General features: G+C 52.1%; 22 protein-coding genes. 19 read left to right on the forward strand and 3 right to left on the reverse strand.

The features are described from left to right. Positions 1-24: 24 nt before the first annotated feature. The 3 genes from E3U44_RS09355 to crcB all read right to left on the reverse strand — a co-directional run bounded on the left by E3U44_RS09355 (position 25) and on the right by crcB (position 2832). Positions 25-1455, reverse strand: coding sequence for a glutamate-cysteine ligase family protein (locus tag E3U44_RS09355; RefSeq protein ID WP_134357886.1), 1431 nt, complete (start codon positions 1453-1455; stop codon positions 25-27). A 376-nt stretch (positions 1456-1831) separates the two neighbouring features. After that, positions 1832-2146 carry a DUF190 domain-containing protein gene (locus tag E3U44_RS09360; RefSeq protein WP_134357887.1) on the reverse strand — a complete coding sequence of 105 codons (315 nt, stop codon included), beginning with the start codon at positions 2144-2146 and terminating at the stop codon, positions 1832-1834. Beyond that, positions 2122-2832: a fluoride efflux transporter CrcB gene (gene crcB, locus E3U44_RS09365; RefSeq protein WP_240761788.1), complete on the reverse strand. Its 711-nt coding sequence runs from the start codon at positions 2830-2832 to the stop codon at positions 2122-2124. The genes E3U44_RS09360 and crcB overlap by 25 nt, the downstream gene beginning before the upstream one ends. A 160-nt stretch (positions 2833-2992) precedes the next feature. Here crcB and E3U44_RS09370 point away from each other — a divergent pair, with 160 nt between their 5' ends. From E3U44_RS09370 to E3U44_RS09460, 19 genes are all read left to right on the forward strand, one after another. Next, positions 2993-3250 (forward strand): DUF190 domain-containing protein, encoded by a 258-nt coding sequence (locus tag E3U44_RS09370; RefSeq protein WP_276321986.1) that lies wholly within the window; start codon positions 2993-2995, stop codon positions 3248-3250. Positions 3251-3445: 195 nt separating this feature from the next. Then, positions 3446-5332, forward strand: coding sequence for a DNA topoisomerase IV subunit B (parE, locus tag E3U44_RS09375; protein ID WP_134357888.1), 1887 nt, complete (start codon positions 3446-3448; stop codon positions 5330-5332). Further along, on the forward strand, positions 5329-7572 hold the full coding sequence (parC, locus tag E3U44_RS09380; protein WP_134357889.1) for a DNA topoisomerase IV subunit A: 2244 nt from the start codon (positions 5329-5331) through the stop codon (positions 7570-7572). Before parE ends, parC begins: the two co-directional genes overlap by 4 nt. Before the next feature lie 34 nt (positions 7573-7606). Beyond that, positions 7607-9508, forward strand: a complete 1902-nt coding sequence (locus tag E3U44_RS09385) for a polysaccharide biosynthesis protein (protein ID WP_134357890.1) — start codon at positions 7607-7609, stop codon at positions 9506-9508. After that, on the forward strand, positions 9508-10395 hold the full coding sequence (gene galU, locus E3U44_RS09390) for a UTP--glucose-1-phosphate uridylyltransferase GalU (protein WP_134359750.1): 888 nt from the start codon (positions 9508-9510) through the stop codon (positions 10393-10395). The genes E3U44_RS09385 and galU overlap by 1 nt, the downstream gene beginning before the upstream one ends. A 344-nt stretch (positions 10396-10739) precedes the next feature. Continuing rightward, positions 10740-11780 (forward strand): NAD(P)H-dependent oxidoreductase subunit E, encoded by a 1041-nt coding sequence (locus E3U44_RS09395; RefSeq protein WP_240761789.1) that lies wholly within the window; start codon positions 10740-10742, stop codon positions 11778-11780. A 5-nt stretch (positions 11781-11785) separates the two neighbouring features. Next, positions 11786-12856, forward strand: a complete 1071-nt coding sequence (locus E3U44_RS09400) for a molybdopterin oxidoreductase family protein (RefSeq protein WP_338040796.1) — start codon at positions 11786-11788, stop codon at positions 12854-12856. A gap of 539 nt (positions 12857-13395) precedes the next feature. Next, complete coding sequence (gene surE / locus E3U44_RS09405) at positions 13396-14157, forward strand: 5'/3'-nucleotidase SurE (protein ID WP_134357891.1); 762 nt, start codon at positions 13396-13398, stop codon at positions 14155-14157. Further along, a complete protein-coding gene (locus E3U44_RS09410) occupies positions 14154-14813 on the forward strand; it encodes a protein-L-isoaspartate(D-aspartate) O-methyltransferase (protein WP_134357892.1) in 660 nt (219 codons plus the stop codon). The genes surE and E3U44_RS09410 overlap by 4 nt, the downstream gene beginning before the upstream one ends. After that, positions 14813-15391, forward strand: coding sequence for a YqaA family protein (locus tag E3U44_RS09415; RefSeq protein ID WP_134357893.1), 579 nt, complete (start codon positions 14813-14815; stop codon positions 15389-15391). The genes E3U44_RS09410 and E3U44_RS09415 overlap by 1 nt, the downstream gene beginning before the upstream one ends. A gap of 159 nt (positions 15392-15550) precedes the next feature. Next, complete coding sequence (locus tag E3U44_RS09420; protein ID WP_134357894.1) at positions 15551-16267, forward strand: peptidoglycan DD-metalloendopeptidase family protein; 717 nt, start codon at positions 15551-15553, stop codon at positions 16265-16267. Positions 16268-16391: 124 nt separating this feature from the next. After that, positions 16392-17490 (forward strand): peptide chain release factor 2 gene (prfB, locus tag E3U44_RS09425; protein ID WP_134357895.1). Its coding sequence is split into 2 segments (ribosomal slippage): positions 16392-16466 and positions 16468-17490, totalling 1098 coding nucleotides; the frame shifts between segments, so codons are not numbered across the junction. 75 nt (positions 17491-17565) lie between these two features. Continuing rightward, a complete protein-coding gene (gene lysS / locus E3U44_RS09430) occupies positions 17566-19068 on the forward strand; it encodes a lysine--tRNA ligase (RefSeq protein ID WP_134357896.1) in 1503 nt (500 codons plus the stop codon). 7 nt (positions 19069-19075) lie between these two features. Next, positions 19076-19825 (forward strand): DNA repair protein RecO, encoded by a 750-nt coding sequence (gene recO / locus E3U44_RS09435; protein WP_134357897.1) that lies wholly within the window; start codon positions 19076-19078, stop codon positions 19823-19825. Continuing rightward, entirely contained in the window at positions 19812-20552 is a 741-nt protein-coding gene (gene pdxJ, locus E3U44_RS09440; RefSeq protein WP_134357898.1) for a pyridoxine 5'-phosphate synthase, read from the forward strand. Before recO ends, pdxJ begins: the two co-directional genes overlap by 14 nt. After that, positions 20549-20968, forward strand: a complete 420-nt coding sequence (gene acpS, locus E3U44_RS09445) for a holo-ACP synthase (protein WP_134357899.1) — start codon at positions 20549-20551, stop codon at positions 20966-20968. The genes pdxJ and acpS overlap by 4 nt, the downstream gene beginning before the upstream one ends. A 116-nt stretch (positions 20969-21084) precedes the next feature. After that, on the forward strand, positions 21085-21993 hold the full coding sequence (gene cysM / locus E3U44_RS09450; RefSeq protein WP_240761790.1) for a cysteine synthase CysM: 909 nt from the start codon (positions 21085-21087) through the stop codon (positions 21991-21993). Between the two features lie 121 nt (positions 21994-22114). Next, the gene (locus E3U44_RS09455) at positions 22115-24118 is read left to right on the forward strand and encodes a translocation/assembly module TamB domain-containing protein (RefSeq protein ID WP_134357900.1); all 2004 of its coding nucleotides are present in this window, start codon (positions 22115-22117) and stop codon (positions 24116-24118) included. A gap of 14 nt (positions 24119-24132) precedes the next feature. Beyond that, on the forward strand, positions 24133-24741 hold the full coding sequence (locus tag E3U44_RS09460; protein ID WP_134357901.1) for a YdbL family probable chaperone protein: 609 nt from the start codon (positions 24133-24135) through the stop codon (positions 24739-24741). Positions 24742-24743: the final 2 nt, after the last annotated feature.

Raw genomic sequence — 24743 nt, forward strand, 5'->3', positions numbered from 1 at the left:
TAGCGCTTGGATTTGGCGCTGTCTTTAAACTGTCCAATCATGGACGGGATTTCCCCGGTGTTGCCATTCTGTATAGGCGGCAGTGAGGGCATCCATGTCATGGCCATGGGTGGCCACATAGCGTCGTTGCCAGCGGGCTCCTGTTTGGCCTGTGGCGATACGCTGTTGTATGATCCCCAGGAAATATTGAATATCATGCTGATTAAGCTCAAGATGTTCAAGCCCTGTTCGAGCCAGGGGAAGCAAGCGTTCCATGAACAGGACAGAAGCTTTTCCCCGATTACCATCTAACCAGTAGAGTTCCGCCTCTAGACCCTGCCGCGCAGAGGCATAGAAATTGTGCCGTGCCAAGTGAAAGGGAAGATTTTCTTCAGGGGGCTCTTCCTCCTCTATCAGGGCCTCCACCATCCCTATGAATAAGGCCGCGTTGGCAATGGTGTCTGTGATGCTGGGGCCTGCGGGGATGACCCGGTGTTCAATTCGCAGGTGGGGTTCTCCCCGAGCATTAAATCCTATGAGCGGCCGATTCCAGCGCCAGATGGTCCCATTATGAAGGCGCAGGTGAGCGAGGTTTTCCGGAGGTTCGTCGAATAAAACGGGCAGGAGCACTGGGAAGTGGCTTTGGTTTTCCTGAAAACACTCTAGCAGGGACTCTTTAACATACCCGGCACCGAAAGAGACTCTCTTGAGGTCTCCTTCCTTGGAGTTTTTGTGTCCCCCCACGGAGACAGACTGCTCAAATAGAGGAATTCGGGTCTCTTCCCAAAGATCTTTGCCAAATAAGAAAGGGGAATTACTGGAGACGGCAACCATGGGGCCTGAAAGAAGGATGGCAGCGTTGAAATAACGAGCAGCGCTGCGAGTGGGCACCTGGAGGTGCAGCTGGAAAGAAGTGGTTGCGGCCTCCAACATTACGTTATTATGGGTAGTGCGGAGATGTTCTTGTCCCTTAATATTGATGCGGAGTGGGCGGCCGTGTCGCAGGCGCAGGACCTGCTCATTGAGGGCCCGGTAGCGGGATAGGTTGGACATATGTTCAAGGGAAAGGTCTGCTTCTCTAAGGCTAGGTAGTATCCCGATGGTTACCAATTCACAGCCGAGTAAATGGGCTCGGGTGCGGCACTGACGGCAGGTTTGCTCTAAACCCTCTTCCATGCGTTTAAAAACATCTCCGGATAAATATTCAGGAGGGCTATTTAACTCTATATTGAAATTGGCTAACTCCGGCACGACCAAGGGGTTATCTAGTGCCTGTAGGAAACGTTCATTGATGGAAGCAGGCCGGAAGTTATTATCAACCAGCCAGGCCTCAAGCTCATATCCGACCCGCTTTTTATAGGCGAAATGGTCTTGCTTCAGCCACTGACCGACAAGTTGTGTTTCTGCGTTGAGGCGCTTGGTGAATGCTTTAAAGTCCTCTGGACTAAAATGGCTGGAAGGGATTTCACGGCCCATAATATATCGTTGCCCATGAGATAATTAAGAAGTAAGCTAACTCTAGCTTAAAGTTAACCGGGAATCATCCTAATAGACCTGGGTTTATGATGGGGTTGCTTGAGGGGGGATAAATATTGCCTTTTAGTTGGTTGGTTAAGTATCTCAGTAAAAGTTTTGAAGTATTCCTGGAGTGGGCCGGTGGCGTGGAGCCAGGGGACAGGGAAGTCCCCGTAAACCCTTTTTTCAGGGAGGAAAAACGGATTTACGGAACACCACCAGCTCGCTCCTAAAACACCTCATATTTTATTCATAGGTACTTAAAGTGCCTAACACCTACCGCAAATATCCCGGGAGAGGTAGTTTAACGGCACTAAGCTGACTGAGGAAATTGAGGTCACTCATCTTTCCGGTGGCGAACTGCGGACAGGGTGAGGATATGGCCTAGATCCATCTGCTGTACCAGTTTGTGGATCACGGCGTCCACTCGATCCGGTTCGTCGTAAAATTCCACCACGAGGGGCAAATCCAAAGATAGATCAACCAAAGAGGCGGTGTGGATTTTTCCATCCTTGCCGAACCCGCTCATACCCCGCAGCACGGTGACACCAGCCACTCTTTCCTCGTCGTGCAGGAACTTCATGAGCTTGGACAGAAGGTGTTCGCCTTCGCGGAGATAAATCCGCGCTACGGTAACTTGCTGATGCGCCATAACCAGTTTCCCATAAGTGTGCCCAACCAAACCGCCGCGACACCGAGTAGGGCATTCACGGCGAAGATGCTTAATAGACTCTGAAATTCCAGCCGGATTTCGGGTAAGAGGAGCGTGAGTCCCAAGGTCGCCGCTAGGGTTATGACACCGAGCAAACTGATCAAAATAAGCACCCGATCTACAGCAGGCAGATCAAAGTAATGAAAGAAGAATCCGGCCACTGTAGCCAAGGCGAAGGCAACCAGCGGGACAAGCGCCAAGCCACCGTATGGAAATCCGTACCCTAGCCACGGGTAAAGGTCGGCGGCAAAGATCTGCCGCCCCAATACCAGCCCGATCCAGACTGCTGCGAGACACAAAATGATGCTTAATAAAATATTCAATGCGGCTTTTGAGAGATTACCTTCTTCAAACAGGTACAGTGTTTCCAAGGCAAAGGTCGAAAAGGTGGTATAGGCACCTAAGAATCCCACCAGAATCGCCGCCCGGTATTCGGCATCCAGCGAAATTCGGTGCAGCATGAACTCGTTCAGAAATCCCATTAAAAACGAGCCGGACACGTTAACAAACAGGGTGCCGTGGGGAAAGGCTTGGCCTAACCAAGCGTAAATGCCGGTAGCAACCAAGTAACGCGACACAGCTCCGATCGAACCACCTAACGCAATAGCAAAGAGATTTCCCATCATAATTTAGCCCAGCGCTTGCATGGATGGTACCATTGGGTAAATCCTCGAGCAAAACTCTTGTTTTGGTAACTTAGGGGAAATAGGGAAGAAAATCGTACGCTAAGAGGCACACTTGTCAAGTTGGAGGCATATAAGTGAATATGCCCTATGTTAGGCAGTTATCGTAGAAGAAGCTCGCCGTCGCGGCCTGGCGGGTGCCACTGTCCTTCGTGGCACCTTAGGTTTTGGGGCCAACAGCCGCATTCATACAGCCAAGATCCTCCGCCTTTCAGAAGACTTGCCCATGGTGGTGGAAATCGTGGATCAGCCGGAGCGGATTGCTCAGTTTCTGCCTGAATTAGATACCCTGATTGGGGAAGGTCTGGTAACCCTAGAACGGGTGCGCGTGATTACCTATCGTCACAGCCACTCAAAATGAGGTAAGGTAACAAAGTCGCTGATTGTGATCCCTGGCCCACAGAAACTGAGTCTCATAAGACGCGTTGAGCCAGCGAGGAGAGTATCTGCCCTCTAGGGTAGATGAAGATTAATAAACAACTTAACGTATCCCATTAGGATTCCTCTGTCTTTAGCGTTTCTCGTCTAGGGATAGGGGTACTTGCATGCAAAAAATATGAGTGGAAACTACAACGCCGCCGCAATTGAAGTACTCACTGGTTTGGAACCGGTGCGTAAGCGGCCGGGTATGTATACCGACACCCAACGACCTAACCATTTGGCCCAGGAAGTTATCGATAATAGTGTTGATGAGGCCATTGCTGGTTTTGCCACCCAGATCGAAGTTGTTCTCCATCCCGATGGCTCCTTGTCGGTGCGTGATGACGGAAGGGGGATGCCGGTTGATCTCCATCCAGAAGAACAGTTGCCAGGGGTAGAGGTGATCCTCACTCGGCTTCATGCAGGGGGTAAATTTTCCTCCAAAAGCTATCGCTTCGCGGGAGGATTGCATGGGGTGGGGGTTTCAGTAGTCAATGCCCTTTCTTCCCGCTTAGAGGTTTGGATTCGACGCGATGGCTGCGAATATCACATGGCTTTTGCCAGCGGCGAGCGAGTTTCCGCTTTAAGGGCGGTTAATAAGGTAGGAAAGCGCAATAGGGGCACTCTCCTGCATTTTTGGCCGGATCCGGTATTTTTCGATACCCCTAAGTTTTCCGTAGCACGGCTTAAGCATGTTTTGCGCGCGAAAGCGGTACTCTGTCCAGGTCTTAATGTGATCTTTAAGGATGCTGCCACAGGTGAGACGGTCAATTGGTGCTATCAAGAAGGCCTCTTGGCTTATCTCAGGGATGAGTTAGGTGAGGTTCCGCGGTTGCCTGAACAACCCTTTACCGGGGAAATGCAGGGCAATACCGAAGAGGTCTGCTGGGCTCTAGCTTGGTTGCCAGAAGGTGGCGAGATGGTAACAGAGAGTTACGTTAACCTGATTCCGACGCCCCAGGGTGGAACCCATGTCAATGGCTTGCGGGCGGGATTGCTGGAGGCTATTCGGGAGTTCTGTGAGTTTCGGAATCTATTGCCAAGGGGGGTCAAGTTGGCCCCGGATGATGTTTGGGATCGAGTGAGCTACGTGCTCTCGGTTAAACTCCTTGACCCTCAGTTTTCAGGGCAGACAAAAGAACGCTTATCCTCCCGGGAATGTGCGAGTTTTGTTTCGGGTGTTGTTAAAGACGCTTTTAGCCTTTGGCTTAACCAGCATGTGGTCACTGGGGAAGCGATTGCGGAGCTGGCGATTGGCAACGCTCAACGGCGTTTGCGCCATGCTAAAAAGGTGGTGCGCAAGCGAATCCAGACGGGTCCCGCACTCCCTGGAAAGTTGGCTGACTGCACCAGTCAGGATGTGAACCTTACCGAGCTTTTCTTGGTGGAAGGAGACTCGGCCGGTGGTAGTGCCAAGCAGGGTCGGGACCGAGAATTCCAAGCTATCATGCCCCTCCGGGGCAAGATTCTAAATACTTGGGAGGTGGATCCGGCCCAGGTGTTAGGTTCTCAAGAAGTGCACAATATTGCGATTGCGGTAGGTGTGGACCCAGGCTCTGCTAATCTTGACGGCTTGCGCTACGGTAAAATCTGTATTCTTGCCGATGCTGATTCTGATGGCGCCCATATTGCTACCTTAATTTCGGGACTGTTTTTACGCCATTTCCGCCCCTTAGTTGAAGCCGGCCATGTCTATGTGGCCATGCCGCCCCTTTATCGCATCGATGTGGGCAAGCATGTTTTCTACGCTCTTGATGAGGCTGAGCAACAAGGGCTTCTCGACCGGATTGCCGCGGAAAAGATTAAGGGAAAAATAAATATTCAGCGTTTTAAAGGTCTGGGGGAGATGAATCCCATGCAACTACGGGAGACGACCATGGCGCCAGAGACACGACGATTAGTGCGTTTGACGGTGGCTCCCAATGATGACACGGACCAGTTGCTGGATCGGCTTCTATCCAAGCGACGGGCCGCTGATCGGCGGCGCTGGCTGGAGGAAAAGGGTAATTTGGCCGAGCTATGAACATATCCACGAATACCGATATTGAAGAGCGGTCCCTGGGGGATTTTGCGGAGAAGGCGTACCTGGATTATTCCATGTATGTCATTTTGGACCGGGCGCTTCCCCACCTGGCGGACGGGTTGAAGCCGGTGCAACGGCGTATTATTTACGCCATGTCTGAATTGGGGCTGTCGGCCAGCGCCAAATATAAAAAATCGGCCCGCACTGTCGGCGATGTCCTTGGAAAATATCATCCCCATGGAGATAGTGCTTGCTATGAAGCCATGGTGCTCATGGCGCAGCAGTTCTCCTACCGTTATCCCTTAATTGAAGGGCAGGGAAATTGGGGATCCCCCGATGATCCCAAATCCTTTGCTGCCATGCGGTACACTGAGGCCCGTTTGGCGCCTTTTGCCGAGCTATTGCTATCGGAAATTGGGCAAGGGACTGTGGAATGGGTGCCGAATTTCGATGGTACCTTGCGGGAGGCGAGCCTGCTTCCGGCGCGGGTCCCCCATGTGCTGCTCAACGGGGCTACGGGGATTGCGGTGGGGATGGCCACGGATATTCCGCCCCACAACCTGAGGGAAGTGGTTGCCGCCTGTCTGCGATTGTTGGAACGGTCCAAGGCGACCGTGGCTGAACTCTGTGATTGTCTTCCAGGGCCGGATTATCCCACCAAAGCTGAAATCATTACACCGTCGGCGGAGCTACTCAAGATCTATCAGACGGGACAAGGAACTGTGCGGATGCGCGCCTGCTATACCCTGGAGAAGGGTGATATCGTTATCAATGCCTTGCCTTATCAGGTCTCGGGAGCACGTATTCTGGAGCAAATTGCCCAGCAAATACAGGCTAAAAAGCTACCTATGCTGGTGGACCTTCGGGACGAGTCTGATCATGAAAATCCCACTCGCTTGGTTTTAGTACCCCGTACCCGGCGAGTGGAGGTGGAGACGGTGATGTCCCACCTGTTTGCTACCACAGATCTAGAACGTAGTTACCGAATCAACCTCAATGTTATCGGTCTAGATGGGCGGCCCCAGGTAAAAAACCTTCGTGATCTGTTGGCGGAGTGGCTTCATTTTCGAGTCGAGATTATACGTAGCCGCCTCCAGTATCGCTTGGAGAAAGTGCGGGATCGTCTCCAAATTTTAGCGGGTCTGTTGATTGCCTATTTAAACATTGATGAAGTGATTGCCATTATCCGCAAGGAAGAGGAGCCCAAGCCTGTTTTGATGGCACGATTTGAGCTTTCGGATCGTCAAGCTGAGGCTATTTTAGAGCTAAAATTACGCCACCTCATGCGCTTGGAGGAGACTAAGATTCGGGCTGAAGATAAGGCCCTGGCGGCGGAGCGGAAACGGCTTGAGAAGATCCTCAGTTCAGAGCGTCAGATCAAAGGTTTATTGCGTAAGGAATTGGTTGCAGATGCTGAGAAATTTGGCGATGCTCGCCGTTCACCAATAGTGGAACGGTCGCCAGCAACCGCGCTAGACGAGCAAACCCTACTGCCGGCGGAGCCCATTACCGTGGTTTTGTCTGAGAAAGGCTGGGTACGGGCAGCGAAAAGCCATGACGTGGATCCTGCAACGCTTAGCTACCGTACGGGTGATAGTTATCGGGCTTCCGCCCGTGGCCGCAGCAACCAGCCGGCAATATTCTTAGATTCCACTGGACGTAGCTATACTTTGCCAGCCTATAGTCTGCCTTCGGCCCGAGGACAGGGGGAACCCTTGAGTGGACACCTCCAAGTTGTTCCGGGGGCAGAATTTGTGGCCGTATTGCTGGCTGAGCCAGAGATTTTCTACCTGATGGTAAGTGACGCGGGTTATGGCTTCCTCTGCCAGGCAAGGCACTTATACGCCAAGAATCGAGCCGGTAAGGCAGTATTGAATTTATCTGTAGGGGCGAGGGCTCTTCCCCCAGTACCAGTGGCTGATAGAGAAGTGGAGCAGATAGCGATTGCGACCAATACCGGTCGGTTGCTACTGTTCCCTCTAAGTGAACTTCCTATTATGACCCGAGGCAAAGGGGTGAAACTTATTCATATCTCTTCGCCCCGTTCTGCCCAGCGTCAAGAGGCGGTGCGTGCTGTGGCGGTCGTGCCGCCGGGGGGAGCACTGCAAATCTTTGCGGGGCGACGCCACCTAACGCTCAAGTCAGAGGATTTGGAGCTCTATCGGGGGGAGCGGGCCCGGCGCGGCCATACTTTGCCGCGAGGCTTTCAACAGGTGGAGCGAATAGTCCCAGTGGCGTAAATTTGCCGCGACGAAGGAGGTGAAAGACCAAGCCGTGCCAAAGAACGGAATCGGCCCTTTTTTGAGAGCCCAAAAGCGGCGGACGGTGGTAATTGCCCACGATATCCTGACGGTCTGCTTAGCTTGGGTGCTTGGCTATCTTACCCGTTACAATCTGTCACCCTATGGGGTGGATTGGGAATCTTGCCTCAGTGCTTTGCCGGTGATCGTCGTGGTTCAGAGTGTAGTTTTGATCTGGACAGGGCTTTATCGAGGTTTGTGGCGTTTTGCCAGTATTCCCGATTTACTTAATATTATTCGCGCAGTGGGCTATGGGGCCCTTTTAGTTGCGCTCACACTTTTTCTTATCAATCGTTTGCACGGGGTGCCCCGAAGCGTACTGCTGCTTTATCCTATCTTTTCACTGCTGCTACTGGCAGGTCCCCGGCTTGCATATCGGATGTGGAAAGATCGCCGCCTTACCCTGGCTGCGGGTGCTCGTCGAAAACGAGTGCTGATCTTAGGGGCGGGACGGGCTGGTGACTTGCTGGCCCGCGATATGTTAGGTGAGGGGAACTACTTGCCGGTGGCGTTTCTGGATGACCGGCCTGATCTGGTCGGACGGCAGGTGCGGCGGATCCCCGTGGTCGGGGTGTTGGAGCAGTTGCCTGCCAAGGTAGGTGAAATGGCTGCAGATGTGGCCGTCATTGCCATGCCTTCCGCCAATAGCCGACAGATGCGCCGTGCTGTTTCCCTGTGCGAACAGGCCGGCATCCCCTACCGCACTTTACCCCGTTTGCAAGACTTGGTCTCGGGCCGGTCAAGTATTAAGGAACTTCGTGAAGTCGCCATTGATGATTTGCTCGGGCGGGACGAAATATTTTTAGATTGGGATAGCATTCGCCAAGATCTGGCGGGCAAATCCCTCCTGGTCAGTGGCGGGGGAGGATCAATTGGTTCCGAGCTTTGCCGGCAGTTGGCCCGCCTGGGGCCGGCTGCTCTAATTGTCATTGATAACAATGAGTATAGACTCTATCGTATTGAGCAGGAATTACGGCAGGGGTTTTTAGCGCTTAATCTCTATACTTATTTGTGTGATATCGGCGATAAAAGCAGTGTGAAGGAAATTCTCACCCGCCATCTTCCAGAGGTAGTGTTTCACGCGGCGGCTTATAAGCATGTGCCTCTCCTTGAACGGCAAGCACGGCAGGCGGTGGGAAACAATATTTTGGGAACTCGTTGCTTGGCGGAGGCAGCACAGCAAATAGGTTGTGGAGCTTTTATTTTAATTTCGACTGACAAAGCGGTTAATCCGACCAGCGTTATGGGGGCAAGCAAACGGGTCGCTGAACTTCTTTGTCAGGACCTTAACCGGCACAGTCGCACCCGATTTATTGTGGTTCGTTTTGGCAATGTACTCGGGTCGGCAGGGAGCGTGGTTCCATTATTTCAAGCCCAAATTGCCGCCGGCGGACCCGTCACAGTGACTCACCCTGACATGACCCGCTATTTTATGACCATTCCCGAGGCCTGTCATCTGATTACCCAAGCGGCCGTGATTGGCAAAGGGGGGGAGATATTTGTCCTGGATATGGGGGAGTCCATTAAGATTACAGAGCTTGCTGAGCAAATGATCCGTCTCTCTGGCCAGGAGTCGGAGGTGGAGATCGTTTATACGGGGCTTCGGCCAGGGGAAAAACTCCATGAGGAATTATTTTATGATCATGAAGCCCCTTTGCCTACTGAAACGCCCAAAATTTTGCTGGCACAGCATGGGGGGGTTGATTGGGAGCGTTTGGAGCGGGGGTTAGAGGAGTTAGAAGGGGTTTGGCGGTTAGGAGATGAGCTGCAGGTGAAGCAAGTATTAGGGCGCATATTGTCGAAAGTGGGCGCAGAAGCAGAAGTTGAATTTCAACCGGCGGATTCCAAGGTGATAGCAATCAACAGGAGTCAATGATGACACAACCAATTACTAAGGCCGTATTTCCTGTAGCGGGTCTAGGTACCCGTTTTCTTCCTGCGACCAAAGCAAGCCCGAAAGAGATGCTGCCCATTGTCGATAAGCCTTTGATTCAGTATGCAGTTGAAGAGGCTATTGAGGCAGGTATTAAAGTTATGGTTTTTGTCACCGGGCGAAATAAGCGGCCAATCCCTGATCATTTCGATAAGGCTTACGAGCTAGAAGTGGAATTGGAAAGGCGTGGCAAAAGCAAGCTACTCGAATTGGTACGGGGCATTGTTCCCAAGGGTGTGACCTGTGTCTATATCCGTCAAGAGGAAACCCTAGGGTTAGGGCACGCGGTTCTCTGTGCGGCGCCAGTCGTGGATGGACAACCCTTTGCAGTAATTCTTGCCGATGATTTGATTAATGCGGAAGAGGAAGGGTGCCTGTCCCAAATGACAAAGCAATTTAGTAAGCACCGCTGCAGCTTAGTAGGGGTAGAGGAAGTGGATCCGGAAAGTACCGATCAATATGGTATTATCCAGCCCGGTTTGGCTGAGGGGCGAGAGTACAAGGTGGAAGGGATTGTGGAAAAACCTAAGCCGGTAGAGGCTCCTTCTTCACTGGCAGTCGTGGGTCGTTATATCTTGACGCCCCGTATCTTCAACCTATTGGAGGCGACTCCCCGGGGGGTTGGCGGCGAGATTCAATTGACTGATGCACTGGCTACCTTGTTGAGCCAGGAATATATGTTCGCTTATCGCTTTAAAGGCAAGCGTTATGACTGCGGCAGTAAATTAGGTTATCTTCAGGCTACCGTGGAATATGGCCTTAAACACGCTGAGTTAGGGGACTCTTTTAGAGACTATTTGGGCCACCTGCTTGCTCATGGGGAACTTTAAGCTTGCGTTAAAGTATCTATGAATAAAAAATAAAATATGAGGTGTTTTAGAAGCAAGCCGGTGGTGTTCCGCAAACCCGTTTTTCCTCACTGAAGAAAGGGTTTGATGCGCGCCCTCACTGGCGCGCCCCCCTGAAGGGCCTCCTGCGGATGTCCCGATTCGCTCCCGGCGAATCGGTGCGGGGATTTCCCTGTCCCCTGGCTCCACGCCACCGGCTCGCTCCAGGAATACTGCAAAACTTTCACTGAGGTACTAAGAAGCGGGAGTAGGCGAGTATTAGGAACATAACCCTAAAATGGTGAGTCTAAGGGGCAAAGGTTATCCTGTCCAAAGGGACATGGCCCATGAGCAAAAAAAGTGTAAGCGTCCCCAGAAAAGGTCGAGCGCTTCGTAAAGCACGGCCTATCCCTAAGGGACGGCAGGTTAATTTTAAAACGCTTGAGGAAATAAGGGCTTTACTTGGCGAGAGCCCCCGTCAAGCCGATCTTTTAATTGAATTTCTCCATCAAATTCAAGATGCCTATCATCATATCTCTGCAGCTCATATTGCTGCTCTCGCCAGTGAATTAAAGCTTTCCCAAACTCAAGTCTATGAAGTGGCGACTTTTTATCACCATTTTGATGTGACTAAAGAAGATGAATCTCCACCTCCTCCCCTCACTGTTCGGGTTTGCGATTCTGTGACCTGTGAAATGTGGGGGGCCAAGACTTTGATTGCCGAACTGGAAGCAGTCTTGGGTGAAGGCGTGCGGGTCCAGAAAGTCCCTTGTGTGGGGCGTTGCGATCAAGCGCCTGTGGCCGTAGTCGGCATGCATTCCATCGGTCGCGCCAGTGTCGATAAGGTGACCGCTGCGGTAGCAGCCGATGACCGAAGTCCCGATCAGTCCCCTTCTCTTAGCTATGCTGAGTATTGCCAGCAAGGGGGTTACCAACTGTGGCGAGATTGTATGGCCGGTCACCGGGATCCGGAATTCATTATTTCCATGCTGGAGGAGTCGGGGTTGCGGGGATTAGGCGGAGCCGGTTTTCCTGCGGGGCGCAAGTGGCGAATCGTCCGCCAGCAGCCGGCTCCCCGGTTGATGGCGGTGAATATTGATGAAGGCGAGCCAGGAACCTTTAAGGACCGTTACTATCTGGAGCGAGATCCCCACCGGTTCCTGGAAGGAACCTTCATTGCGGCTTGGGCGGTAGGAATTGATGAAATTTTTCTTTATTTACGGGATGAGTACGCGGGATGTCGGCAATTGTTAGAGCGGGAGTTGGCCTTAGTGCGTGCCAATCCCCCCTGCCAACTCCCGCAGCTGCACCTTTTGGGCGGCGGGGGACTGGTCTGCACCCCCTGCGAGGTCAAAACAATGTTCAAGGAGCCTCTGATGCGGGTTTGATCCCCATGGTGTTTCCGGATTATCAGCGAGTGGATAACGCCGAGGCCCAGGCTAAGTTTGAAGCTCTTTGGGGCTCGTCACTGGATACTCAGCCAGGTCTGACGGTAGTGGAAGTGATGCAGGCTATTGCAGAAGGAAAACTCCATGGGATGTATATAGAAGGTGAGAATCCGGCCATGTCCGATCCCGATGCCCACCATGCCCGAGAAGCCTTGGCTAAGCTGGAGCACTTGGTGGTGCAGGATATTTTCCTTACCGAAACGGCTTACCTTGCCGATGTGGTGTTACCCGCTTCGGCCTATCCAGAAAAGACGGGAACTTTTACCAATACGGATCGATTGGTGCAGCTTGGGCGCCAGGCCATTACTCCTCCGGGAGAGGCGCGTCAGGATCTCTGGATTATCCAAGAGATAGCCCGTCGTCTAGGGCTTGAGTGGAATTATTCAGGTCCGGCTGCGGTATTTGCAGAAATGCGGCGGGCGATGCCAAGCATTGCAGGCATCACCTGGGAGCGACTAGAAAGGGAAAGCGCTGTAGTCTATCCTTGCCGCCAAGAAGGCGATCCTGGCGAGCCGGTGGTTTTTATTGACAACTTCCCGACTCCCAGTGGACGGGGTAAATTTGTGCCTGCCGATATCTTACCCCCTGATGAGCGTCCTGATAAGGAATATCCTTGGGTCCTTATTACCGGGCGGCAGTTGGAGCATTGGCATACGGGGAGTATGACTCGCCGGGCTGCGGTGCTTGATGCGATTGAACCGGAAGCGGTAGCCTCTCTTCATCCCCTGGATTTAGAAGAATTAAGGGTGAAGCCTGGGGAACGAGTGACGATTGCCTCCCGGCGGGGTCAGGTGACTCTTGAAGCTAGGGCCGATGATGCGGTACCTAGGCACGCGGTCTTCATGGCCTTTTGTTACTATGAGGCAGCCGCCAACCTGCTTTCCAATCCTGCACTGGATCCCGTGGCTAAAATACCAGAGTTCAAATACTGTGCTATTAAGGTCTCTGCAGGTGGGCAAGCGCCCCGTCTTTGCAGTTACGGTGGCGGTCAGACAGGGCAAAGTATTCCTCTCTAGAAGTGGTTAACAGGGGGAAATTGACGATGAGGCGCCTGCAGGCGCCTCGCTTATTTTCAATGTCTGCTAGTGCTGAATAGGGGGCAAGGGTAAGTCATTTCTCGACGCACCGCTTGGTCGCGGAGATATGGTGTCCTTGGTTAAGGAGAGATAAAATCCAGCTGTTTCGTTTGGGCCAGTATTATCTTGGGTGAGGTTCATCCGCCCATGATTATAGCGGTTCCCGTTTAGATGGAACTTCATTGAGCTTGGGGTCGGCATGACTAGAGCGTCGGCGGCAGAGATAAGCCGGGACCGTGGGTCCGGTGGACCCACGCAGACCGGTGAACGCCCGTCCCAGGAAGGGGCGGGCAGGACTTGCCTGCCGGCAGGAAAGGCTGGGGTGGCAAGCCGACGTCGAACTTCCAGGAAGGAATTGACAGCGTGTCTGGTCACGCCTGCCCCAAGCGTCTTAGGTCTCATTTAAACGAGAAATGCTATAAAAGACTGGCAGTGAGTGCTTTAGTGGTTAACAACTAAAACATAATGTGCCTAATAAAATGAGGATACTCGTTAGCAATGATGATGGTTACCTAGCTCCTGGAATCCGGGTACTTGCCGACAGTTTAGCCGAAATTGCAGAAGTTATCGTGGTGGCACCGGACCGGGATCGGAGTGGTGCGAGCAATTCCCTCACCTTAGATGCTCCGCTGCGTGCAACCCTTGGGGAGAACGGTTTTTATCGCGTGGAAGGAACTCCGACTGATTGTGTACATCTCGGGATTACAGGGTTATTAGAAGAAGAGCCTGACATGGTCGTTTCAGGTGTCAATGGGGGCGCTAACCTCGGTGATGATGTTATTTATTCGGGCACAGTGGCTGCGGCCATGGAAGGACGGTTCCTGGGGTTGCCGGCCATTGCGGTATCTTTGGCCGCTGCTGAGCCTGGGCATTTCGAGACTGCGGCTTGGGTGGCACGTCGTCTGGTCACAAGGCTCATGGAAGATCCATTACCTGCCGATACCATTTTAAATGTTAATGTGCCCAACTTGCCTAGAAGGCAAATTACCGGTTTTGAAGCGACACGCTTAGGCCATCGGCACCGGGCTGAGCCAGTGATTAAAGATGCCGACCCCCGGGGGCGCCCTATTTATTGGGTAGGGCCGGCAGGTGAGAGTCAGGATGCGGGACCGGGTACTGATTTTCATGCCATTGCTCGGGGTGCCGTTTCCATTACCCCTATTCAAGTGGATCTGACTCGTTATGAAGCCCTAGACAAGGTAGCCGGATGGCTACGGCGAATCCCAATCCCTAATCCATGAAAAAAAATTTGCTTGGTACCGGGATGACTTCTCAGCGTAGCCGAGACCGGCTGGTCCAGCGGTTACGCGAGGAGGGTGTCCGGGATCCTGCCGTGCTCAAGGCAATACAAGAGACGCCTCGCCATATTTTTGTTGATGAGGCGCTTTCAAGCCGAGCCTATGAAGATACAGCCCTCCCGATTGGTTTTGGGCAAACGCTTTCCCAACCCTATATTGTGGCGCGTATGACAGAGTCGCTCCTTGCCGGAGGACCGCTCCAGAAGGTATTAGAGGTGGGTACGGGTTCTGGCTATCAGACAGCTGTGCTAGCAAACTTAGCGGGGATCGTGTATACGGTAGAACGAATCAAGCCTCTACTGATGCAGGCTCAAAGGCGCTTTAATAGTCTTGGGATCACTAATATCCGACTTAAATGTGCCGATGGTTTTTGGGGGTGGCCGGCCTGTGGGCCTTATCAAGGGATACTGGTGACCGCTGCGCCTATGGAGGTACCCAAGTCATTACTCAAACAATTGGCTATAGGGGGAAGAATGGTGATTCCGGTAGGGGCGCAGGGGGCCCAATCCTTAATATTAGTAACTAGAACCTCTGACGATTTCGAAATAGAAACCTTGGAGCGGGTCAGTTTTGTGCCTCTCGTAGGAGAGCAAATTTGATGCGATTTTTTTCTGTATTGTATGACAAGGCCATGGGATGGTCGCGGCATCGCCATGCCTCTCGTTGGTTGGTTTTAGTCAGTTTTACCGAATCTTCCTTTTTCGTGGTCCCTCCCGATGTCATGTTGGCACCTATGTCTTTAGCGTGTCCCAATCGGGCTTGGCGTTATGCGCTGCTCACGACTGTGGCATCGGTGCTTGGGGGAGTGCTAGGGTATGGTATTGGGGCCTTAGCTTTTAGCCTAGTGGAGCCTTTATTGCATCAATTAGACTACTGGGATGCCTATTTGAAGGCTCGCCTATGGTTTGAAAATTGGGGGGGATGGGCCGTGCTTCTGGCCGGTTTTTCTCCTGTCCCTTACAAAGTATTCACGATTGCCGCTGGAGTAGTGGCTATGCCACTCCTTCCTTTTACTTTAGCTTCTCTCGCAGGTCGGGGAGCTCGGTTTTTTCTAGTGGCAGCCTTAATGCGCTGGGGAGGGGTCCGGATGGAAGCCGCACTTCAGAAATATGTTGATATTATGGGCTGGGTGGCCGTGGTGATTGCAATTGTAGGTTATTTGCTTTGGTCGAGGTAATCTGTAGCCAATGAGATAAAAAGTAGTACGCTATTGTGCTGCAGAAGAGGTTTTCGCTTTTGTTCTTGAAACCTTGACCACTGTGGGTCTGTTTCTGTGCGTTTTTTACTGGCCTTGATAATAACTATTTTTCTTGCGGCCTGTAGTAGTAATGGGAGAATGGCTCCTGTCCATCATCTTGGCGCTGTTCCCCACTTGGGGCCTCGTCCATCCTATTATATTGTCAGGAAAGGAGATACGCTGTATTCCATTGGCTGGAGATATGGGGTGCACTACCGTACATTAGCCCATTGGAATAAAATCCGTCCCCCCTACACTATCTATGTGGGACAGAAATTACGTTTGACCTCCCCTTCTAGGGGGGCTTCTAAGAGTCAATCCGCTGTTTCAACCTCTAAGTTGAAACAGCCAGTTGATGACAAAAAGGCCAAGGTTAAATTAGCAGCTTCGCCTCCATTGGTTGAGGCGAAGGCATCAACATCTGAGAGAATCGCGAAGACAGTTCAAGGTATTCGTTGGTATTGGCCTACTGAGGGGGAAGTCATTCGGCAGTTTTCCCATACCGAATCCGGGCGCAAGGGAGTGGATATTGGGGGCCAGTTAGGCCAGCCTATCGTTGCGGCGGCGGATGGCAAGGTGGTTTATAGCGGAATGGGGTTGCCACGTTATGGAAAGCTGATTATCGTTAAACACGATGCTAATTTCCTTAGCGCCTATGCCCATAATCAACTATTAATCAGCCAGGAGGGTGAGTTAGTAAAAGGTGGGCAGAAGATCGCTGAAATGGGACGTAGCGGGACTGACCGAGTTAAGCTCCATTTTGAGATTCGCCATCAAGGCCGGCCCGTAGATCCCTTGCGCTATTTGCCTAAATAGGCATTCTGAAATCTTACTTCATCTTGCTAGAAGCCCTATTCGGGCGAAGCTTCCTGTTTCAGGTATAATTTGAAAATAATGAGCGGCTTTTCTGTGTTTAATCCGTAATTAAAGGGTGTCAGCCATGATAGAACAGGGTGCTGTAATGCAGCGGGCCAGTAACCTCAAAGGGCGTTTGGAGGCCCTAAGGGGGTATCTTTGACTTCGCAGCAAAGCAAGAACGGTTAGTGGAAGTCGAGAGGGAGCTAGCCATCCCTTCCGTTTGGAATGACCCGGAGCGGGCCCAACGGCTTGGCCAAGAGCGTGCGCAGTTGCAGGCCGTGGTGGGTCCCTTAGCAGCGCTGGGTGAGGAAATTGGCCAGGTTAAGGAATTGTTTGAACTTGCGGTAGAAGAAGGGGATGAAGACACTGCCCAGGAAGTAATCGCCGAGCTAGAGACGATGGAGCAGCGTTTGGAAAAGTTGGAATTTCAGCGCATGTTTGCGGGTGAAATGGACCCTAACGATGCTTACCTGGATATTCAAGCCGGCTCCGGAGGTACTGAGGCTCAAGATTGGGCCAATATGCTGCTAAGAATGTATCTGCGTTGGGGGGAAAAGCATGGCTTTAAAACTGAGCTTACCGAAGTCTCTGCGGGCGAGGTTGCCGGGATCAAAAGTGCCACTATTCGTTTTGAGGGAGAATACGCCTTTGGTTGGTTGCGAACCGAAACCGGGGTACACCGGTTAGTGCGCAAATCCCCCTTTGACTCTGGTAATCGCCGGCACACTTCGTTTGCCTCGGTGTTTGTTTATCCTGAAGTGGATGAAAGGATAGACATTGAGATCAATCCGGCGGATTTGCGCATTGATACCTACCGGGCTGCCGGTGCCGGTGGACAGCATGTTAACCGGACTGACTCGGCGGTGAGGATTACCCACTTACCCACCAATATTGTCGTTCAGTGTCAAAGCGAACGGTCCCAGCATCAGAATAAGGCCCATGGGATGGCTCAGCTTCGCGCCAAGCTATATGAGTTGGAAATGCGCAAGCGCCAAGCGGAGAAGCAAGCAGCGGAGGAAGCTAAGGCGGATATTGGTTGGGGTAGCCAGATTCGGAGCTATGTATTAGATCAGTCCCGAATCAAGGACCTACGCACCGGGGTTGAAATGGGGAATACTCAAGCGGTTTTGGATGGGGATTTGGATCTATTTATCGAGGCAAGTCTCAAAAGTGGGCTCTAGTTGCTTGTCAAGATAATCGTCTAAATAGGGTGTTGAGCCGAGTTGAAACAAGAAAATATTCTGTACAGAGACAAGATGGTTAAACAGGAAGAGAGCGAGCTGATTGCCCAGCGGCGGGCAAAATTGGCTGAACTTCGTGCGCGGGAGAATCCCTTTCCCAATAATTTTCGGCGCAATGTGATGGCCGGTGAACTGCAGGCGGAATATCACCATAGAAGTGCAGAGGAACTAGAGAAACGGCCCTTGCGAGTCAAAGTGGCTGGCCGCATGATGACCCAGCGGATTATGGGGAAGGCAAGCTTTGCCCATATTCAGGACATGTCGGGGCGAATTCAGCTTTATATCCGTCGCGATCACCTACCGGAAGAAGGTTATCGGGAATTCAAACGTTGGGATATTGGGGATATTGTGGGAGCCGAAGGTGTGCTCATGAAGACCAATAGCGGTGAGCTTTCCGTCCGGGTCGATGGGTTGCGGTTGTTAACCAAATCCTTACGTCCTTTGCCTGAGAAATTTCATGGCTTGGCGGACCAAGAAACCCGTTATCGACAGCGTTATCTTGATCTCATCATGAATGAGGTGACCCGAGAAACTTTTCGTCGGCGTAGTTATATTATCGATCGGATTCGGCGTTATTTAGGGGATAGGGGGTTTCTCGAAGTGGAAACGCCTATGATGCAGGCTATTCCCGGTGGCGCTGTGGCTCGGCCTTTTATTACCTATCACAATACGCTGGATATGGAGCTGTTTTTACGGATCGCTCCAGAACTCTATCTTAAGCGCCTCGTGGTAGGGGGCTTTGAAAAGGTGTTTGAGATTAATCGTAATTTTCGGAACGAGGGGCTTTCCGCCCGCCATAATCCGGAATTTACGATGCTGGAGTTCTATCAGGCCTATGCCACCTATGAGGATCTGATGGATCTCACCGAGGCTATGATGAGGGATTTGGCGCAGACGGTACTCGGCTCGACCGAAATTACCTATCAGGGCGAAACCTATGATTTTGGCAGCCCTTTTACCCGGATGAGTCTCAAAGAGTCCATTCTCTATTTCAATCCCGATATTCCCCCCGCGGATTTGGAAACCCTTCCCCTGGCCCGTCGCATAGCCGAGCATCTTGACATTCCCCTTCGAGAAAGTTATGGCTTGGGCAAGATACAGCTTGAGATCTTTGAGAAGACCGTGGAGTCTAGACTTAAAAACCCAACTTTTATCACTGCTTATCCTACAGAGGTTTCGCCTTTGGCGCGGCGCAATGAAACGGATCCCTTGGTAGCCGATCGATTCGAATTTTTTGTTGGCGGGTGGGAAATCGCCAATGGCTTTTCTGAGTTGAATGATGCCGAAGACCAGGCCGAGCGTTTCCGGGCCCAATTACAAGACCGGGAGGCCGGCGACCAGGAGGCGATGCATTTTGATATGGATTATATTCAGGCCTTGGAATATGGTATGCCGCCCACGGCGGGAGAGGGTATTGGTATCGACCGCCTGGTGATGTTATTGACCGACTCTCCTTCTATCCGTGATGTCTTGTTATTTCCTCATATGCGGCCGCGGGAGAAGTTAGCAAAGTCCTAGATTGAGGATGAGGGTTGACCTTCAGCCTGCTTATGTTCTTCATCTACGTCCTTATCGGGAGACCAGCGCCTTAGTCGAAATTTTCACTCAGGATTATGGGCGGGTGGGCCTGGTTGCCAAGGGCGTGAGGCAACGGCGTTCCAAAGCCATTGGTTTATTACAACCATTTTGTCCTTTATTGCTTTCTTGGGTAGGTCGGAGTGACTTGGTGACTTTGACTGGCGCGGAAGCAATGGGGAGGGGATCCGCCTTGACGGGAGAAGGATTGGTCTGCGCCTTTTACCTTAACGAGCTGTTGTTGCGCCTGCTACCCTGCCATGATCCTATTGAAGCCCTATTCTCGGTGTATGCCCATTCACTACCGCCGTTGGCTAATCCCCAACAGCGGCAGCAATCTTTGCGCTTGTTTGAACGAGACTTGCTGGCCTACTTGGGATATGGGCTAACCTTAACACATGAAGCCGATACCTATCGGCCGATAGAAGCGGAGCAATGGTATAGTTATCAACAAGAGAAAGGCCCCCAGCGACTTCAATCGGAAGATGGGGGGGGAATGAAGGTCCGAGGACGTACTTTGCAAGCTTTGGCCCGGGGAGAGTTGGCAGATCCTGTGAGTCTACGTGAGGCTAAGCAGTTATTACGGTGGTTGCTAGCCTTTCAGCTTGGGGATAAGCCCCTCAAAAGCCGGGACCTGTTGGAGGAATTACGGCAATTAGGTAAAGCAAGCAGAAAGATGAAAGCCCATGAGTGCAAGTAACGCTATTTTGCTCGGGGTCAATATTGACCACGTGGCTACCCTGCGCCAGGCTCGGGGAACCCGTTATCCCGATCCGATCCAGGCCGCCATCGAAGCTGAACAGGCGGGGGCGGAGGGGATTACCCTCCACCTGCGGGAGGATCGCCGCCATATTCAGGAGCGAGATGTGGCCTTGTTAAGGGATATTTTGCTTAGCAAGATGAATCTAGAGATGGCGGTTACCGAAGAGATGTTGGCGATTGCTGAGAAATATGGCCCTAAAGACTGTTGTTTGGTCCCGGAACGGCGGGAGGAGTTGACCACGGAGGGGGGATTAGATGTGGCCGGCCAATTAGGGCGTATCGCCGAGGCCTGTGCCCGCTTGAAGGAGGCGGGAATCAGGGTCTCCTTGTTTATTGATGCCGATCCTCGTCAAGTGGAGGCTGCCGTCCAAGCTGCAGCGCCGGTCATTGAGATCCATACGGGGCATTTTGCTGATGCCGGGGATGAACGGAGTCGGCAAAAAGAATTTCAGCGGATTGCCGAGGTGGTGAGACAAGGGCAAGAAGCCGGTCTCCAGGTTAATGCGGGGCATGGACTGAACTACCAGAATGTGACTGCTATTGCGGCGATTCCGGAAATTGTCGAACTCAATATTGGTCATGCCATTATTGCTCGTGCTCTGTTTACAGGAATGCAGACGGCGGTCAGGGAGATGAAACACCTAATGAGAGAGGCCCGCGGGTGATTTTTGGGATTGGCACTGACATTGTGCAGGTTTCCCGGATAGTCGCCTTGCTTGAGCGCCATGGTGAGCGATTTCCCCAGCGTATCCTTACCGGGGATGAGTTTAAAGAATTTGGTATAAGTAAGCAGCCTGTATATTTTCTGGCCAAGCATTTTGCGGCTAAGGAAGCCGCGGCCAAAGCCCTAGGCATTGGTTTTGGGAGTGGTTTGCGGCCTTGCCATATTGGGGTGGGCCATACTGAGCGGGGACAGCCCTTTTTAATATGGCAGGGCCGAGCTCATGAGCTGATTCAGATCTTAGGCATCGGTCGTGCGCTGCTCAGCCTTGCCGATGAAAAGGATTATGCGGTGGCCTTTGTCACATTGCTGGTAGCGGGAGGCAATGTGGAGCCGATTCCAAATCCGGGCAAAGATTAAATCAAATGCTCGAGTAATCGTGATGTAGCTATGGGTGAGAGGAATAGGGATGAGCAATCCCCAGTCTCCCCTCTGGGCACCATTGGGGTTCGTCGCCAGCTTATATGGGAGTGCATATGGCGAGGATAAATTATCCTACTATTGAAGACTTTGTTGGGCGTACCCCCTTGGTAAGGTTGCAACGCCTACCAGGTAAGACAGGTAAGACCAGCAATACTCTTTTAGTGAAACTCGAAGGGAACAATCCTGCCGGCTCAGTGAAGGACCGACCAGCCCTGAGTATGATCCAGCATGCGGAAGAGCGGGGGGAAATTAAGCCAGGAGATACTCTGGTGGAAGCGACCAGCGGGAACACTGGTATTGCCCTTGCCATGATTGCTGCCACCAAGGACTACCGGATGCGCTTGATTATGCCAGAGAACATGAGTGTAGAGCGGCGAGCAGTGATGAAGGCCTTTGGGGCCGAGATCATCTTGGTGTCGTCACAGGAAGGGATGGAAGGAGCCCGGGACTTGGCTTTAGCTATGCAAGCTGAAGGGAAGGGCCGGGTGTTGGACCAATTTGCTAATCTCGATAATCCCCGCGCCCATTATGAGGGAACGGGTCCCGAGATTTGGGAAGAGACCGGCGGCACGGTCACCCACTTTGTCAGTTCCATGGGCACCACCGGCACCATTATGGGAGTTTCTAGTTATCTCAAGGGCCAAAATCCGGCAATCCAAATTATTGGTGTCCAGCCTATGGAAGGGGCGAGTATTCCCGGGATCCGTCGTTGGCCAGAGGCTTACTTGCCTAAGATCTACGATCCCAAGGCAGTAGACCGGATTATTGATGTTTCTCAGCAGGAGGCAGAAGAAACCACTCGGCGGTTGGCCGAGAAGGAAGGGATTTTTGCTGGCATTTCTTCCGGGGGAGCCGTGGCAGCAGCCCTTCGTCTGGACCAAGAAGTCAGCCATAGTACGATTGTGGTGATTATTTGTGATCGGGGCGATCGATATCTTTCTACCCCGGTGTTTCCTCACTAAAGAGAGAGGTTAGCACTTCTTCGTATTTCCTAGTGTGCTTTTCTCCGCTAGGCTTGTAGGCCTCCACACCCCTTGGCGGTGGACTCTATTAGGTCTTGGTTTATTCTTCGCCGTGGGTGCTGTGGCGGTTGATAAACTGACAATCCCGATTGGCCATCTTGGCGAGACCGGCTGGTGGGCAGAACAGGTTGGGGCTAATTTTCAGTTCCAAGCGGCTACTGGGCGCTCGCTTCAGCTTCATATCGACTACCTGTTAGTTCCATCTCCCCTAGATATTCTGGACCAAGTGGACATCCGCTGTGGACGTATTGAATGGACCTCTTCCCATTTTCAGTGCCAAGAGGGAGTTGTCAGTTTCGTTAGTGAACAATTCTCCGCTCGAAATAGCCCATTTAATTTGAGTTATTATTGGGGGACTGAGGCGCTTTCCTTTGAGTTGAAGGCACTGAGATTGGCCGGCGGATCTGCAGTTATCTCTGGACGCTTTAAGGAGGGACGGTGGCAGTTATCCCTTACTGGACAGTCTCTCAACCTAGCCCATGTGCTTGAGTTCATGGCTTCATTGGGATTGCAGCCTGGGGCCTGGCCCGCAGCATTCTCCCTAAGGGGGACATTGGGGTTAGAGATGAAACTAGCTGGGCAAGGCAAATTTCCACGGAGGGTCAATCTTGGAGTCCAATTTGATGGCTTTGGTTTTTCTGATGCAAAGGCCCTCCAGGTGGGGGAGGCGGTGGCCGGCGGAATCCAGCTTAGGGGGAAACATGCCGGAAGGGGTTGGGAGATTACCACCGAGGTGGTGCTCAATGGCGGTGAGGCCTATTTTCATCCCTTGTATTTCGCTTTTTCGGAAACCCCCCTCCATGTCGATATGGCACTAGGGCAGGGAGAGGTTGACGGACATTGGGATATTCCCCGATTCAGTCTGAAGCAAGCCGGGGTCATGGAGGCCAAAGGATCCCTCCAGTTTGTCCAGCAAAGAGTTACTAAAGCTCGGGTTCAGGTAGAGCAGGCCCCCATGTTCGCTTTATATCAGCACTGGTTGGAACCTTTTTTAGTGGGGACGGCCTTGGGGAATCTGGAAAGCGATGGCAGCTTGGCTTTTGCTTTGGAATATCGCTTACCTGATCAGTGGCTGCTGAAGGTCTTTTTTCATGGGGTAGATATGGCTGATCAACAGGGGCGGTTCAGCATTGAGGGCCTTGAAGGGCAATTTGGCTGGAGTACCCGCACCACTCCTTTAATGACAGAGCTGGGATGGCAGAAAGGTCATCTCTACGCTTTGAAGCTGGGTAAGGCGCAGCTAATTGCCGAAAGCAAAAAGAACGAGTTAGGGCTAAAACAGCCGTTGAGGTTACCCGTGCTTGATGGCTATTTGCTGATGGATGATTTTGTCCTAAAAAATCCGGGTACCTCCTTAGCCCATTGGGAGTTGGAGGGGGTTTTAAGCCCCCTCTCCATGAGAAAACTCAGCCAGGCCCTGGATTGGCCGGTCCTTGCCGGAAAATTATCTGGAGTCATTCCCCGAGTTCGTTACCGGAAGGGAGTCATCGAGGTGGAGGGTGCTTTGCTGGTGCGGCTATTTGACGGTACGGTTGTGGCTCAGAATCTGCGCTTAGAAGATCCCTTGGGAGTAGTGCCGCAGCTTGAAGCTGATATTGATATTAATCGCTTAGATTTGGAAACCATGACCCAAACTTTTGCCTTTGGTAAAATTGAAGGTCGGCTCAGCGGTCAGATACGAGGACTTCGCCTGGCGAACTGGCAGCCAGTCCAGTTCGACGCAAAATTTGCAACTCCGGAAAATGATCCCTCGCGACATCGTATCAGTCAGCAAGCGGTGGATAGCCTCTCGCGTCTAGGTGGAGGTGCCAGTGGTCTAGTTTCCCGAGGTTTTCTAAAGTTTTTTAAAGATTTTTCCTATGACAAGATTGGCCTGAGTTGCCGCCTGCTTCGCCAGATTTGTAGGATGGGAGGCCTGGGGCCTGCCAATGGGGGCTATTACATTGTACGCGGCGGCGGCCTTCCCCGTATTGATGTTATCGGTTATACCCGTCAGGTGGATTGGCCGGTGCTAGTCAAGCGGTTGAAAAGAGTGACTTCGGCAAGTGGTTCGGTTACGGAATAAAAAGTGAGAACGGAATGATTAAACTGCTACGTTGGTGGAGTTTGGTGATGGTCGTTGAACTGGCTGCCTGCGTCACTATTAATATTTATTTTCCTGCAGCCGCGGCAGAAAAGGCAGCGGATAAGATCATTGAGGATGTGTGGGAGCAGGATGCCACCACGCCAGCAGCACCGTCTCCCCCTGCTGAGCAAGAGAGCACGATGTTCCCCCCACCTTTTGCCTGGAGCCAGATACTTGATTTTTTGTTAACTCCGGCGGCGGCGGCTGAACTGAATCTGGATATTTCAAGTCCCGCCATTGAACGCCTGACTGTTTCTATGGAGCGGCGCCACCATCAGCTTAGGCCTTATTTCCAAAGTGGTGTTATTGGGCTGACCCATGATGGTTTGGTGGCGATACGGGAAGCTCAAGGGATCCCCCTTAAAGACCGAACGAGAGTCAACCAATTGATTGCCGCTGAAAACAACGATCGCAATGCCCTTTATCGAGAGATCGCCCGGGCTAATGGCCATCCTGAGTGGGAAGCCCAACTTCGAGGTACTTTTGCCCGTCGTTGGATTCAAAAAGCACCTCCAGGATGGTGGTATCAGAATGCCCAGGGACAATGGGTACAAAAGCGCTAGCA

Origin of the sequence: Nitrosococcus wardiae, assembly GCF_004421105.1 — a bacterium.
Taxonomy (GTDB): domain Bacteria; phylum Pseudomonadota; class Gammaproteobacteria; order Nitrosococcales; family Nitrosococcaceae; genus Nitrosococcus; species Nitrosococcus wardiae.